The organism is Microbispora sp. H10885 (assembly GCF_014161415.1).
Taxonomy (GTDB): Bacteria; Actinomycetota; Actinomycetes; order Streptosporangiales; family Streptosporangiaceae; genus Microbispora; species Microbispora triticiradicis.
This window is the reverse complement of record NZ_JABBWY010000009.1, coordinates 159,151-172,019: the sequence shown is the minus strand read 5'-3', so window position 1 is coordinate 172,019 and position 12,869 is coordinate 159,151. Positions and strand designations below refer to the sequence as shown.

General features: G+C 70.4%; 12 protein-coding genes. 2 read left to right on the top strand and 10 right to left on the bottom strand.

Annotated features, from left to right (window positions below; all coding sequences use genetic code 11):
* Positions 1–5: 5 nt before the first annotated feature.
* Genes HHX37_RS24380 through HHX37_RS24370 form a run of 3 tightly spaced genes read right to left on the bottom strand, consistent with a single transcriptional unit; the run spans position 6 to position 2,797 of the window.
* Complete coding sequence (locus tag HHX37_RS24380) at positions 6–1,334, bottom strand: hypothetical protein (protein ID WP_182886904.1); 1,329 nt, start codon at positions 1,332–1,334, stop codon at positions 6–8.
* A 9-nt stretch (positions 1,335–1,343) separates the two neighbouring features.
* Positions 1,344–1,847, bottom strand: coding sequence for a hypothetical protein (locus HHX37_RS24375; protein ID WP_182886903.1), 504 nt, complete (start codon positions 1,845–1,847; stop codon positions 1,344–1,346).
* Positions 1,848–1,873: 26 nt separating this feature from the next.
* The gene (locus tag HHX37_RS24370; protein WP_259406745.1) at positions 1,874–2,797 is read right to left on the bottom strand and encodes a copper resistance CopC family protein; all 924 of its coding nucleotides are present in this window, start codon (positions 2,795–2,797) and stop codon (positions 1,874–1,876) included.
* Between the two features lie 199 nt (positions 2,798–2,996).
* On the opposite strand from HHX37_RS24370, the gene HHX37_RS24365 reads away from it, so the two are divergent.
* Positions 2,997–4,109, top strand: coding sequence for a radical SAM protein (locus HHX37_RS24365; RefSeq protein WP_182886901.1), 1,113 nt, complete (start codon positions 2,997–2,999; stop codon positions 4,107–4,109).
* A 111-nt stretch (positions 4,110–4,220) separates the two neighbouring features.
* Here the strand turns inward: HHX37_RS24365 and HHX37_RS24360 are convergent, their stop codons facing one another.
* Positions 4,221–5,456, bottom strand: coding sequence for an iron-containing alcohol dehydrogenase (locus HHX37_RS24360; RefSeq protein WP_182876811.1), 1,236 nt, complete (start codon positions 5,454–5,456; stop codon positions 4,221–4,223).
* Here HHX37_RS24360 and HHX37_RS24355 point away from each other — a divergent pair.
* Entirely contained in the window at positions 5,455–5,619 is a 165-nt protein-coding gene (locus tag HHX37_RS24355; RefSeq protein ID WP_182886900.1) for a hypothetical protein, read from the top strand. The two genes, HHX37_RS24360 and HHX37_RS24355, sit on opposite strands and share 2 nt — an antisense overlap.
* Here HHX37_RS24355 and HHX37_RS24350 read toward each other — a convergent pair.
* From HHX37_RS24350 to HHX37_RS24325, 6 genes are all read right to left on the bottom strand, one after another.
* Positions 5,595–7,055 carry an NAD-dependent succinate-semialdehyde dehydrogenase gene (locus HHX37_RS24350; RefSeq protein WP_182886899.1) on the bottom strand — a complete coding sequence of 487 codons (1,461 nt, stop codon included), beginning with the start codon at positions 7,053–7,055 and terminating at the stop codon, positions 5,595–5,597. The two genes, HHX37_RS24355 and HHX37_RS24350, sit on opposite strands and share 25 nt — an antisense overlap.
* Before the next feature lie 301 nt (positions 7,056–7,356).
* Positions 7,357–8,433 (bottom strand): ABC transporter ATP-binding protein, encoded by a 1,077-nt coding sequence (locus HHX37_RS24345; RefSeq protein ID WP_182886898.1) that lies wholly within the window; start codon positions 8,431–8,433, stop codon positions 7,357–7,359.
* Positions 8,433–9,500 (bottom strand): ABC transporter ATP-binding protein, encoded by a 1,068-nt coding sequence (locus tag HHX37_RS24340; protein ID WP_111697793.1) that lies wholly within the window; start codon positions 9,498–9,500, stop codon positions 8,433–8,435. The genes HHX37_RS24345 and HHX37_RS24340 overlap by 1 nt, the downstream gene beginning before the upstream one ends.
* A complete protein-coding gene (locus HHX37_RS24335; protein ID WP_182886897.1) occupies positions 9,500–10,411 on the bottom strand; it encodes a carbohydrate ABC transporter permease in 912 nt (303 codons plus the stop codon). Before HHX37_RS24335 ends, HHX37_RS24340 begins: the two co-directional genes overlap by 1 nt.
* On the bottom strand, positions 10,411–11,361 hold the full coding sequence (locus tag HHX37_RS24330; protein WP_111697791.1) for a carbohydrate ABC transporter permease: 951 nt from the start codon (positions 11,359–11,361) through the stop codon (positions 10,411–10,413). The genes HHX37_RS24335 and HHX37_RS24330 overlap by 1 nt, the downstream gene beginning before the upstream one ends.
* On the bottom strand, positions 11,358–12,755 hold the full coding sequence (locus HHX37_RS24325) for a sugar ABC transporter substrate-binding protein (protein WP_208758935.1): 1,398 nt from the start codon (positions 12,753–12,755) through the stop codon (positions 11,358–11,360). Before HHX37_RS24325 ends, HHX37_RS24330 begins: the two co-directional genes overlap by 4 nt.
* Positions 12,756–12,869: the final 114 nt, after the last annotated feature.

The following is a 12,869-nucleotide window of genomic DNA, read 5'->3' as shown; positions in this document are numbered from 1 at the left end:
CCGGTTCAGGCGGCGAACAGCAGGAGCAGGCCCACCACGGTGTAGACCACCATCAGCACGAGCAGGGGGACCTGCCCGATGACGGCGGTCCGCCGGGGGAACAGGGCGAGCGCGCGGTCGTGGGCCAGCACGGTGCCCAGCACGTGACCGATGACGATCACCGTCACCTGGAGGGTGGCGACTCCGGCGGGGGTGGTGCCGAGTGCCTGGATCTTCCAGCCGGCGGTGCCCAGCCAGTTGGCTCCGGTGTCCAGCGGGTCGGACAGCAGCGCGATGGTCCGCTGTCCCTCCAGGAGGAACAGCGTGTAGTAGTGGGCGATCACGTACCCGACGGCGATCGGCACGATCGAGTGGGCGATCTCCCCCGCCGTCCCCCCGGCCGTCGCTCCGGGAACGGCCGCGCCCCATCGGCCGGCGAGCGCGGTCGCGATCCGGTACGCCGCGAGCACCAGGCCGATGACGGCCAGCAGCCCGGCGGTGCCGGTGACCGGCGCCGGAATCGGGCTCTCCTGGGTGAACCGCACCCAGATCGGCGCGTTGGACAGGCTGTCGTACATGGTGGAGCCGAGGAGGACGACCACCAGCGTCGTCAGTCCCGGCGCCGGCCGCAGCCCGGCCATGCCGTCGAGCGAGTTGCGCCAGGCGACGACGCCGTCGTCGCGCCGGTGCACCGGGGCGAGCCTGCCCACGAGGCCGCTGTAGGCCTCGAACGGGTCGGCGTGGCCGAACCACCGGGCGCCGAAGACGACCGCTCCACCGAGCATGATCACGGCGTACGCCGCGAGCCAGGCGCCGATCACCGGCAGGGTGGCCCGTTCGGGGGCGACGAGTTCCAGCCAGACGAAGGCGAACAGCCCGGCGCAGGCCGGCCAGTAGCCGACGCCCGGGGGCAGCGGGCGCAGGCCGGCGTCCGGGTCGCGCCGCAGAGCCGCGCAGGCCAGCAGGTGCAGCGTCCGCAGCGGGTTCAGGGCGCGCCACACCGGGCCGAACAGCAGCGACAGCGGCACCAGGCCGACCCAGAACAGGACGTAGAACGCGCCCGCCGTGGGGTTGTCGGCCTTGTCGGGGCCGAAGACCAGTCCGACGCAGAAGTAGGCGGCGGCAAGGAGCCCGGCGATCCGCCAGGCCCAGCCCCAGGCCGGTGTGGCCATGGCCCGCTGGAGCGCGCCGGGCAGGGTGCGGGCGTGCGGGTTGCCGCCGCCCAGCCGCGGCTCCTTCCACAGCGCGCCGAGTGCCACGAACGACACCAGCAACGCCAGCGCCGCGCCGGTCAGCGCGGCCGGGAACGGGATCGGCAGGTCCTGGCGTCCGCCGACCCCGTGCGCGAGGAGCATGAGACGGGCCTACCGCACCACGAGCTGGAACAGCTGAAGTCCCGACTCGTGGGTCTCCATCTCGAACAGGCCGGTCTCGTCGGCCGTGAACTCGATGGTGGCGGGGGTGCCGGGCTTCAGCTCCGCCTCCTTGTCGTACCCGTGCAGGTGCGCCTCGTCGGCCGCGTCGCCGGTGACGGTGATGCGCACCCGCTGCCCCTTGTCCACCTCGATGCGTCCCGGAGGCGGCGTCACCTTGCGTCCGCTGATCGTGACGTCGATCTCCTTCACGTCCGCGTCGGCGGGCGCGTCGGTGGCGGACCCGGCCGGCTCCGTCGCCGCGTCGGTCGCCGCCTCCGTGGCCGCCGGGGCGGGCACTTCGGTGGACGACGCGGTGGTGGGTGCGGCGGCGGGCTCGGCGGTGCCCGACTCGCCGCAGGCCGACACCGTCATCGGCAGCGTCACGCCGATCAGGAGCGCGGCGAGCAGCGGGCGTCGCCGGGCGCGGTGGTGCCGGGCAGGGGTGAACGTCACGACATTTCTCCGGGGGTGTGGGTGGTTCAGCGCCGCTTGGCGGACCTGGGGCGGTTCGCCGTCCGCGACTGGGACGAACTCGTGGGGGTCTTCGGCCGGGGGCGCCCGGAAGGCCGCTTGGCCGCCGGGCCCTTCGCGGCCGCCGTACGCGCGGGGGCGGCGCCGGTGGACGGGGCGGACCGCCGCGCCGCGCGCAGCACCAGGGCGCCCGCTCCCACGACGAGGAGCGCGGGCACCAGCCACACCGACAGGCCGGTGCCGGAGTCGTCCTGGCCCGCCGCCGTCCGCGCGGCGGGGGCCGTGGCGGCGCCGGTCTCGGGTACGGCGGCAGGGCCTGCGGCGGAGCCGGTGCTCGCCTGGGAGGGGGCCACGGGGCCCAGCGCGCCGTCGCCGCTCTGGGGCGTCGCGTCGGCGGTGGTGGCGCTTCCGGGCTCGGCCGAGGCGAGCAGGATGGCGTCGGGCTCGTTGGTGGGGGCCCGCCAGCCCTTGGGCGGCGCCGAGGTCCTGCCCTTGTAGGTGAAGCGCAGTTCTCCCTTGACCGGCTCCCCGTCGGAGGCGATCGAGAGGTAGTGGACGACGTACTCGCCCTGCTCGGGCCAGTAGGCGACGGGGATCACCGCCGGGAATCCGGTGTTGTAGACGCTCGGCTCCCACACGCCGTTGACGAGGTTGTACTCCTGGACCGGCTTGTCGAGCCGTTCCGGCTGCCCGTGTGTCCAGGTCTGGTCGACGCGGGCGCCGTTGGGCGCGGTGACGGTGAAGTAGGCGTTCGGGGCGGGCGCCTCGGTGAAGTAGAGCCGCAGCGACTCCAGCGGCGTCTTCACCGTGCTGTCCTTGGCCGGGGTGGACATCGCGAGCTGGCCGTGGGCCGAGGCGGGAACGGCCAGGGCGACGAGGGTGAGCACGCCGACGACGACCGGCAGGAGCAACCGGCCCAACCACCGTGCCATCGTCACGTCCGCTCTCCATGGGTGTGGCCCCCGGGCTGGGGCGATGCGACGAGATTAGCCACTTATGACGTGGATGAACAGAACTTCATGCGTTCGCAACGAAAGTGGATCGATGCGCTCCCGGCCCTCCCCCGATGCCGCGCCTGGGCCGGGCGTGGGTACTTGGCGTGAGGGTCGAATGCGTGTTCTACTGATCCTCATGCGTCGCGACGCCACTTCCCGCCCCGGCGCCGGCTCCGGGGACCAGGGCACGGCGCGGCCCGCCGAGCGGCATGCGACCGTCAGCGCCGAGCAGCAGGCGATCGTCAGCGCCGAGCAGCAGGCGATCGTCAGCGCCGAGCAGCAGGCGATCACCGGCGCGGGCCCCGCCCGTCCGCGCATCGAGCGGCAGGCCGTCACGCGTGTGTTCGACAGCATCACCTGCTACGAGGTGCCCGCGCGCGCCGCGCTGGAGCGTGTGCCCGACGCCGCCGAGCTGCCCTTCACCTGGGCCGCGAGCCCCTACCGCGGGTGCGAGGCGGGCTGCGGCTACTGCGCGGCCCGGCGCGGGCACCGCTACCTCGGCCTGGATCCGGGCCGGGACTTCTCCACCCGCATCGTCGTCAAGACCGACCTGGCCCGCCGGCTGCGCCGTGAGCTCGCCTCCCCGCGCTGGAGCGGCGAGCCGGTCGCGCTCGGCCTCACCGGCGACTGCTACCAGCCGGCGGAGGAGATCTACCGCCTGATGCCGGGCGTCGTGCGGGCCCTGGCCGACGCGGCCAACCCGTTCACCGTACTGACCAAGAGCCCTCTGATCCTGCGCGACCTGGACCTGTTACGCGACGCCGCGAAGGTGACCCAGGTCGGTGTGATGGTGTCGGTCGGCTTCGTCGACGACCGGGTGCGGCGGGCCGTGGAGCCCGGGGCCGCGACGCCGCAGCGGCGGCTGGAGGTCTGCGCCGCGCTGAACGACGCCGGCATCCCCTGCGGGGTGCTGATGGCGCCGATCCTGCCGCTCGTGACCGACTCCAGCGATCATCTGCTGGCCACGGTCAGGCGCGCGGCGGAGGCGGGGGCGGTCAGCGTGACGCCGGTCGTGCTGCGCCTGCCGTCCGGGGTGCGTGAGGGATACCTGGGCTGGCTGGAGCGCGAGCACCCCGGCCTGGTGCCGCGCTACCAGGCGTTGTACGGCAAGGGCCAGGTCGCCGAGGAGGGCTACCGCCGCCGGATCGCCGAGCAGGTGCGGGCGCTGGCCGAGACCTACGGCGTCGGCGGCCAGGCCCGGCGCTGGCGCCGGCGCCGGTCTCCCGACCGCCAGCTCGCCCTCGTCTGAGCACGCGTCACTCCGCGCCTCGCCGCCGGCTGGTCCCCGTCCGCCCCTGCCCTTGCCTCGGCGCGGCCCGGCCTCGGGCCGCGCTCCTCCCCGGCGGTCGACGGCACCCCCTTATCTCTGCTCCGGAGTCAGGACGTGTCGGGTCCGGTCCCCGGTCCAGGCCGCTTCGAGGATCGCGGTCAGGCTGGCGGTGTCGGTCGGGCCTGGATGGTTCTGGATCAGGCGGGTGACGCCGGTGGCCATCTCCGCGAAGCGCGGGAGGTCGGCGCGTGCCACGCCGATGTCCGCCAGGGTGGCAGGGATGCCGATGTCGGCGAGGAGCCCGTGGAGCCAGGTGAGGAACATGTCTGCGGCCTCGGCATCCGAGGCGTCGGTCACGTCGAGCCCGCACACCCTGGCGAGGACGGCCAACCGGTCGCTGATGGCATCCCTGGCCGCGTCCAGCGCGTAGGGCAGCAGCAGTCCGACGCCCAGGCCGTGCGGCGTGTGGGTGGCTGCGCCGATGGGGTACTGGAGGGCATGCGGAGCCGCGTTGCCCGCGTGGGAGAACGCGATCCCGGCGAGCATGGACGCATAGGACATGTCCGCGCGCGCGTCCTTGTCGCCTCCGTCTTTGACGGCACGGGGCAAGCTGCGGGCGATCCTCTCCGCGGCCAGGAGCGCGTAGTGATCGGTGATCGGGTTGCGGCCGAGGAAGACCTGTTCCACCGGGTCGCGCGGTCCGTGGGGCCGGGGTCGCGCGGTGTAGCTCTCCACCGCGTGGCAGAACGCGTCGATGCCGGAGTGGGCGGTGACGGTCGCAGGGCAGGTGTAGGTGAGCTCGGGGTCGACGATGGCGAAGTCGGGCACGATGTGGACGCTGGAGACCCCCACCTTCAGCTCGCGGTCCGGGTCGGTCAACACCGAGACGGGGGTGAGCTCGGAGCCGGTGCCTGATGTCGTCGGGACCGCGACGAGAGGAATCGTCGGCCCCGGCACCTTCGACTCGCCGTAGAAGTCGCGCGGAGTCCCACCGTGGCGCCGGATGACGCCGACGATTTTGGCGAGGTCGATCACCGTGCCACCCCCGATGGCGAGGATCACGTCGGCGTCCACCTCCGCGGCGGCCGAGACGCCCAGGGCGACGTCGGTGAGTGGCACGTCCGGAGTCGCGTCGGCGAACACCCCGACGACTGCGACCTTCTCCCGCACGGCGGCCACGATCTCGGCCACGCCCGGCTGCCCCAGAAGAACCCGGTCGGTCACGATGAGGACCCGCGAGCCACACTCGGCCACCACTCGTGGGATGTTCTGCGCGACCCCTTCGCCCACTATCAGCTGGCGTGGTCCGCGGACGGTCTCAAGCATGTCAGTGCCTCTCTGGAACGTCGGCGGTGATGTGCTGGGCGGACGTCCAGGTCACCTGCGAGACCGGGACGGCGTCGGCAAGGCTGGCTGCCGGGTGGCGCGGGCGCGCGCCGGGCTCCCGGGCTCGGACGGGGCCGGTCACGGCAGGTCGATCGCCGCGTAGGTGACGTCGAGGTACTCGAGGATGCCCTCGTGCGACCCCTCCTTGCCGATCCCCGACTGCTTCACGCCTCCGAACGGAGCTGACGGGTCCGAGATGAGGCCACGGTTGATGCCGATCATCCCCGTCTCCAGCCCCTCGGTGAACCGGAGCGCCCGCTGGAGGTCACGGGTGAAGACGTATCCGACCAGGCCGTGCTCGGTGTCGTTGGCCTTCGCGATCACTTCGTCGTCGGACGTGAACGAGATGATCGGCGCCACCGGGCCGAAGATCTCCTCCTCCAGTATCCGCGCGTCTTCGGGCACGTCGACGAGGACCGTGGGCGGGTAGAAGTGGCCCGGCCCGTCCGGACGCTCGCCGCCCAGCAGGACACGGGCGCCGCGATCGACCGCGTCGGCGACGAGCTCGTCGATCTTGGTGACCGAGGCGTCGTCGATCAACGCCCCAACGTCCACGCCGTCGTCGAGGCCATGGCCCACCGAGAGCGCGCCCATCCGCTGGGCGAAGCGCGCCGTGAACTCCTCGCGCACCGGCTCCTCGACGTAGATTCGGTTGGCCGCGATGCAGGACTCCCCGATGTTGCGCATCTTGGCCACCATGGCACCGTCGACCGCGACGTCCAGGTCGGCGTCGGCGCACACGATCAAGGCCGCGTTGCCGCCCAGTTCCATGGAGGTGCGCAGCACGTTGTCCGCCGCCTGTCGTAGCAGCACGCGCCCGACCTCGGTCGACCCGGTGAACGAAAGCTTGCGGGTCCGGCGGTCGGCCAGCAGTGCCGAGACCACAGCGCCGGAACGCTTGGTCGTCACGACGTTGACGACGCCCGGGGGAACGCCGACCTCCTCCATGATGCGGGCGAGGAACAGCATGGTGAGTGGCGTCTGGGCGGCCGGCTTGGTGATCGTCGTGCAGCCCGCCGCCAGCGCAGGAGCGATCTTGCGGGCGCCCATCGCCAACGGGAAGTTCCAGGGCGTCACGAAGACGCACGGTCCGACCGGCTTCGGGACGGTGAGGATGCGATATCCACCATTGGGAGCGGTGTTGTAGCGCCCCTCGACGCGCACCGCCTCCTCGGCGAACCAACGGAAGAACTCGGCGCCGTAGGCCACCTCTGCCCGAGCCTCGGCGAGCGGCTTGCCCATCTCGAGCGTTATCAGCCGGGCGACCTCCTCGGATCGCTCGGTCAGTGCCCGGTACGTCGCGGTCAGCAACTCTGACCGTTTTCGCGGCGGGGTCGCCGCCCACTCCGCCATTGCCTTGCTCGCCGCGTCCAGAGCGGCGAGCCCGTCGGCGACGCCGGCGTCCGCCACCTCGGCGATGGTCTTGCCGGTGGCCGGGTCTTCGACGGCAAAGGTGGCACCGCCGGCGGCGTCGCGCCAGGCGTCGCCGATCCGGAGCCGCCGGTGCTCGGGGGCCAGGACGTTCATCGGGTCACTCATTGCGTCGCCTCCTGTGATGTTCTTGGTGATGTCCGGTGTGACCTGGGCGATCGCGCCACGCGCGTTGACGATCGGGTCACCCGACCTCGTCGGGGCCGGGGCTGCCGGGCGGGTCGAACATGGCCCTGGCCCCGGCCGCAGGGCGACGCCCCGCGCCACCGATCGCCTTCTCGGGCCATGGCCGCTTCGGCGTCGTCAGGCCGTGCTCATCCGTGGCGCCGAGGCTCGATCGCCACGTGCGGGCGCATGGTGACGTCGCCGCCCTGTGCTGTTACCTCCCGGGCGGTTACCTCCCGGGCGGTTACCTCCCGGTCTCGGACAGCGCCAGCCCGGTGCCCGCGTCGAACAGGTGCGCACGGTCCAGGTCGACCGTGACATGCAGCCGCTCGCCCGGCGTGGCGGTGAAGGTCGGTCGTGCCTTGACCTTGAGCATCTCCGTCCCCACCTGGACGTCGACCACCGTTCGGTCACCGAGCGGCTCAAGGCCGTAGAGCTCACCCGGCAACGACGTGTCCCCACGCCGCTCGACGGACAGGTCCTCCGCGCGCAGGCCCAGCAGCAGCGGACGACGGTCCTCGGCCGTGGTCCAGCGGGGCCGCGGCAGCGTCCAGCCTTCCGCCCCGACCAGACGATCTCCCTCGGCGTGGCAGGCGAGCAGACTGATCGCCGGGCTCCCGACGAAGCCCGCGACCCACTGGTTGGCCGGGCGCTCGTACACCTCGGTCGGCGTTCCGACCTGTTGCACCTTCCCCTCCTTGAGGACCGCGACCTGGTCGGCCATGGACAGGGCCTCGACCTGGTCGTTGGTCACGTAGACGAAGGTTCCGCCGAGGCTCCGGTGGATGCGGGTGAGCTCGGTGCGCATCTCGACGCGGAGCTTGAGGTCGAGGTTCGTCAGCGGCTCGTCCATGAGGAACGCGCGCGGGCGACGGACCAGCGCCCGGGCCAGGGCGACACGCTGCATCTCACCGCCCGACATCTGCGCGGGACGACGCTGCAGCAGACGTTCGATGTGCAGCAGGCTCGACATCTGCTCGACGGCAGCGGCGATCTCGCTCGAAGAACAGCGGCGGGCCCGCAGCGGCGAAGCGATGTTCTCGTACGCCGTGCGTCGCGGGTAGAGGGCGTAGCTCTGGAAGACCATGGCCAGGTCGCGTGCGGCCGGGGTGTCACCGGTCGCGTCCCTCCCGTCCAGGTGCACCGACCCGGCGTCAAGCTTCTCAAGGCCGGCGATCGCTCGCAGGGTCGTCGTCTTGCCTGCCCCGGAGGGCCCGAGCACGACGAAGAACGAGCCGTCCGGCACATCCAGCGTCACCCCGTCCAGGGCCTGGACTTTGCCGAAGGACTTGCGCAGCCCGTGTACTGCCACGGTTCCCATCAGGCCACCAGCTCTTCCGTGTCCACGTCGTAGACCGGCGGGGGCCCGCCGGTGTGCCGCAGCCCGACCGGTGCGTCAGCAGCGAAACGGACGGTCGGCGCCATCCGAACTCGTACGTCGCGCTGGCCGCCGTGGTCGACCACGTAGATGATTTCGTCGCCCAGCCACTCCGCCGAGACCACGCGGGCCGGGACCGAACCTTCCGCCCCTGGTTCTGTGACTTCCAGCGCCTCCGGACGGACGCCTGCGACCAGGCGACGGTCGCGCGGCAGGCCTGGCGGTGGCGTGAGGACCAGTCCGCCCTGACTGCGCAGCTTCCCGTCGGCCACCTCCACCTCGATCAGGTTCATCGGAGGGGAGCCGATGAACGCGGCGCAGAAAAGACTCGCCGGACGGTCGTAGACCTCCAGCGGCGTGCCGATCTGCTCGACGCGGCCCTTGTTGAGGATGGCGATTCTGTGACCGAGCGACATCGCCTCGACCTGGTCGTGGGTGACGTAGACCATCGTCGTCCCCAGTTCCCCCTGCAGGTGCTTGATCTCCGTGCGCATGTCCGCCCTCAGCTCCGCGTCCAGATTGGTGAGGGGTTCGTCCATGAGGAACGCGCGCGGTCGTCGCACCAGGGCGCGAGCAAGCGCGACGCGCTGCTGCTCCCCGCCGGACAGCCGGTGCGGTCGCCGGTCCAGGAGCGGACCGAGCCGCATCAGCCGGGCGGCCTCGTCGACCCGCTCCTGCACCTCCGCCTTGGGCAGTCCCTCGGCCCGCAGGGGGAACGCCAGGTTGTCGCGGGTTCTCAGATGCGGGTAGAGAGCGTAGAACTGGAACACCATGGCGATGTCGCGCTCGGCGGGCGGCAGGTCGTTGACCAGCGTGTCGCCGATGCGGATGTCGCCCGACGTCTGCCTCTCCAGGCCGGCTATGGCCCGCAGCGTGGTCGTCTTGCCGCAACCCGAAGGGCCGAGCATCACGAACAGCTCGCCGTCGCCGATGGACAGGTCCACGTGCTCGACTGCGACCGTCCCATCCGGGTAGCGCTTGTGCAGGGTGGTCACCTCGATGCCCGCCATCAGCGTCGCACCGCCCCGAGCGTCACACCGGCGACGAGGTGCTTGCGCACCAGGTAGGCGAACACGAGCACCGGTAGCGCGAACACCACGGAGGCGGCGGCCACGAGACCCCAGTCCACGGTGGTTCCACCGATGAGGCCGGCGATGGCGGGTGGGGCCGTCCGCACGCTGTCGCTGGAGGTGAGGAAGATGGCGAACACGAACTCGTTCCACGAGAAGATGAGGGCGAAGACCGCCGTCGCGGCGATGCCGGGCAGGAGCAGGGGAAGGGTGAATTTCCAGAACGCCTGCAGGCGGGTGTAGCCGTCGAGCATGGCGGCATCCTCGTACTCTGCGGGCACCTCGTCGACGAACCCCTTCATCATCCAGATCGTGAACGGGACGTTGAACGCGGTGTAGATGAGGATCAGGCCGAGCTTGTTGTCGATGAGCCCGAGTTGGCGGTACATGAGGAAGATCGGGATCACGACCACGACGGGCGGCATGAAGCGGGTGGACAGGATGAAGAACAGTTGGTCCTTCTTGGCCTTCACGGAGAAGCGTGAGTAGGCCCAGGCCGCCGGGACGCCCAGCACGGTGGCCAGCGCCGTGGAGACCCCGGCGACCACGACGGAGTTGAGGAACGAGACGGACAAGGCCGAGCGACCGCCGCCGGAGCCGGCGAACACGTCCTTGAAATGGTCCAGAGTGACCTTGAAGTCGAAGAACTTGGCCGGGATGGCGTAGACGTCCCGGTTCTCCTTGATGGACGTCTCGATCATCCACAGCACCGGGAAGAGCATCACGACGGCCAGCACGGTCAGCAGCGCGACCTCCAGCACGGAGCGGCCCCGGCCGCCACGGCGCCGCGTGGGGGGCGTGTCATCCCGGCCAGGACCTGCGGACACGGCCTCGTCAACGGAGACGGCCATCAGTCCTCCTTGAGCTTGTTCAAGTAGCGCAGGTAGAGCTGCGTGAGGACGAGGACGATGAGGACCATGAGGATGCCGTACGCCGAGGCAGTTCCGGTGTTGAAGCCCAGGAACGCGACCTTGTAGACGTGGAACGACAACGTCTCGGTGGAAACCCCCGGACCTCCGCTGGTGAGGATGTAGACGAGGTCGAACAGCCGGAAGGCCTCGATGGCCCTGAACAACACGGCGATGAGGAGCAGCGGCCACACCAGCGGAAGAGTGATGGTGCGGAACCGGAACCACTCGGACGCCCGGTCGATCGAGGCGGCCTCGTACAGGTACTTGGGGACCGCGGTAAGGCCCGCAAGTGCGATGAGCATGATGAACGGCGTCCATTGCCAGGTGTCGACCACGATCAGGGAAAGCAGTGCCGTGCCCTGCTGGGTGAGCCACTCCACCTGCCCCAGGCCGAGCGAGCCGAGCATGCTGTTGATCACGCCGAACTGCGCGTCGAGCATGAATCGCCAGAACAGCCCGACCACGACCGGCGACAGCATCATCGGAACCAGGAACAGAGTGGTCAGCAGTCCCCGCCCGTGCGTGCGCCGCGAGATCAGGTAGGCGATGGTGAAACCGAGCGTGGTCTGCAGGGCGACCGCGCCGACCACGTAGATCAACGTCGTGAAGGCCCTCAGGTGGACCTGCGCCGACGTCAGGATGGCGGTGTAGTTCTCGAACCAGACGAAATGGGCGGGCCCCCCGCGGGTGGCCGAGTAGTCGGTGAAAGACAGGTACAACGCCCACAGCAACGGGAACACCGACATCGCGAGCAACAGCAGCAACGCGGGGGAGATGAAGGCCCCGGCGAGCCAGCGGTCGCTTAGGCGGCGGGACCGGCCCGGTGCAGGCGGCGTCGCGGACGCCGCCTGCCCGGGCTGGTCGATCGTCAGAGGAGCGGACTCACTCACAGTCCGCCGCCGCCCTTGCGGCCGCTGGAGTCGAGCACGGCCTGCTGCTCCTTGGCGATGTCGTCGAGCGCGTCCTTGGGCTTCTTCGCGCCGTTGAGAGCCGCGTTCACGTTGGTGTTCTCGATGTCGATGAGGCGCGCGTACTCGGGCACATTCCACATGTCCCGCATCCGCGAAACCGAGTCGGTGTACACCTTGTTGAACGGCCCGGCGTTGAGGAACTCGGGCGACTCCAGGGCGTCCGTACGCGACGGAACGCCGCCGGCGGCGGCCCACTTCTTCTGGATGTCAGCCCGCTCGAACCACTTCATGAAGTTCAGGGCCTCCGCCTGGTTCGCCTTCGGGGAGTAGGCCGACACGTGCATCCCCATGCCGCCGAGAGGCACCAGGTTCGTCTTCTGGCTCGGCAGGGGGGCGAAACCCAGCTTGTCGAGAATCTGCTCCCGCGTGGTGCCGAGCGTCGACTGCTTCGGGTCGAGCAGGCCGCCGCTCGCGGCGATCCAGTTGAACGCGATGCATGCCTTGCCCTGGGCGACCGCCGCGTTCACCTCGTCGATGAACCAGTTGCCGGAGCCCTTGGCGGTCAGCGGCTTCATCTTGTTGACCAGGACGTCCATCGCCTCCTGGCCCGCGGCGTCGTTGACGACGCCGTCGATCTTGCGCGACTTGGCGTCCCAGAGGTTGCCGCCGTAGACGCCGTTGACCGTGTTGTAGGTCACGGCCGCGGCGTCGGAGCCGTTGGCCTGGTGGAAAGCCAGCCCGCTGACGCCGGGGTTGTCCGCCTGGCACTTCTCGGCGACTGAGATCATCTCGTCCCAGGTCTGCGGCGGCTTGTCGCCGATCAGGTCCTTGCGGTAGATCATCGTCCAGGTGTCGCCGAGCAGCGGCAGTCCGTACAGGCTGGCGTTCTCGTCGCGCTTCCCGGTCTCCGCCTGGGGGTACTGACCGTAGGCCGCCAGGAGGTACGGGTTGTAGGCCTTGACATCGATGTTCTTCTTGACGAAGTCGGTGATGTCGAGGATGTTGCCGTTCGTCACGGCCTCGCCGATGTGCTGCGAGTCCAGGATCGGGATGTCGAAGTCGGTCTTGCGCGCGGCGAACTGGGTGAACATCGCGTCGTGCCAGTTCGCGTTCGGCACGGTCTTGACCTTGATGGTCACGTTCGACCGCTCCTTGGTGTACTCCGCGTTCGCGAAGTCCTCCAGCGCGTGGGCGGGGGGCCAGTCGAACCAGATGAAGCTGAGCGTCAGCGGGTCCTTGGTGAGCTCCGGGATGGTCGCCGGCGCCTTGGGGGCGCTCGCGTTCGCGCCGTCGTCCTCGCCGCCGCCGCAGGCCGCCATGGTCGTGACCACCAACATGGCCGCCGTCGCCAGCCGCGCCGTTCGACCGGGCACGGACAGTCGTCCTATTCGCCTTGGATACCGCATCTTCTTGCCTGCTTTCTGGGTGGGGAGGTTCTGGAGCCCTGCTGCGTGGTTCGCCGAGCAGTTGCTGGGGGGTGTTCAGGC

Excerpts from the sequence above, each read along its gene's own strand:
- HHX37_RS24380 (WP_182886904.1), bottom strand. The coding sequence starts at position 1,334 with ATGCTCCTCGCGCACGGGGTCGGCGGACGCCAGGACCTGCCGATCCCG.
- HHX37_RS24370 (WP_259406745.1), bottom strand. The coding sequence starts at position 2,797 with ATGGCACGGTGGTTGGGCCGGTTGCTCCTGCCGGTCGTCGTCGGCGTG.
- HHX37_RS24365 (WP_182886901.1), top strand. The coding sequence starts at position 2,997 with ATGCGTCGCGACGCCACTTCCCGCCCCGGCGCCGGCTCCGGGGACCAG.
- HHX37_RS24355 (WP_182886900.1), top strand. The coding sequence starts at position 5,455 with ATGTCAGTGCCTCTCTGGAACGTCGGCGGTGATGTGCTGGGCGGACGT.
- HHX37_RS24360 (WP_182876811.1), bottom strand. The coding sequence starts at position 5,456 with ATGCTTGAGACCGTCCGCGGACCACGCCAGCTGATAGTGGGCGAAGGG.
- HHX37_RS24350 (WP_182886899.1), bottom strand. The coding sequence starts at position 7,055 with ATGAGTGACCCGATGAACGTCCTGGCCCCCGAGCACCGGCGGCTCCGG.
- HHX37_RS24345 (WP_182886898.1), bottom strand. The coding sequence starts at position 8,433 with ATGGGAACCGTGGCAGTACACGGGCTGCGCAAGTCCTTCGGCAAAGTC.
- HHX37_RS24340 (WP_111697793.1), bottom strand. The coding sequence starts at position 9,500 with ATGGCGGGCATCGAGGTGACCACCCTGCACAAGCGCTACCCGGATGGG.
- HHX37_RS24335 (WP_182886897.1), bottom strand. The coding sequence starts at position 10,411 with ATGGCCGTCTCCGTTGACGAGGCCGTGTCCGCAGGTCCTGGCCGGGAT.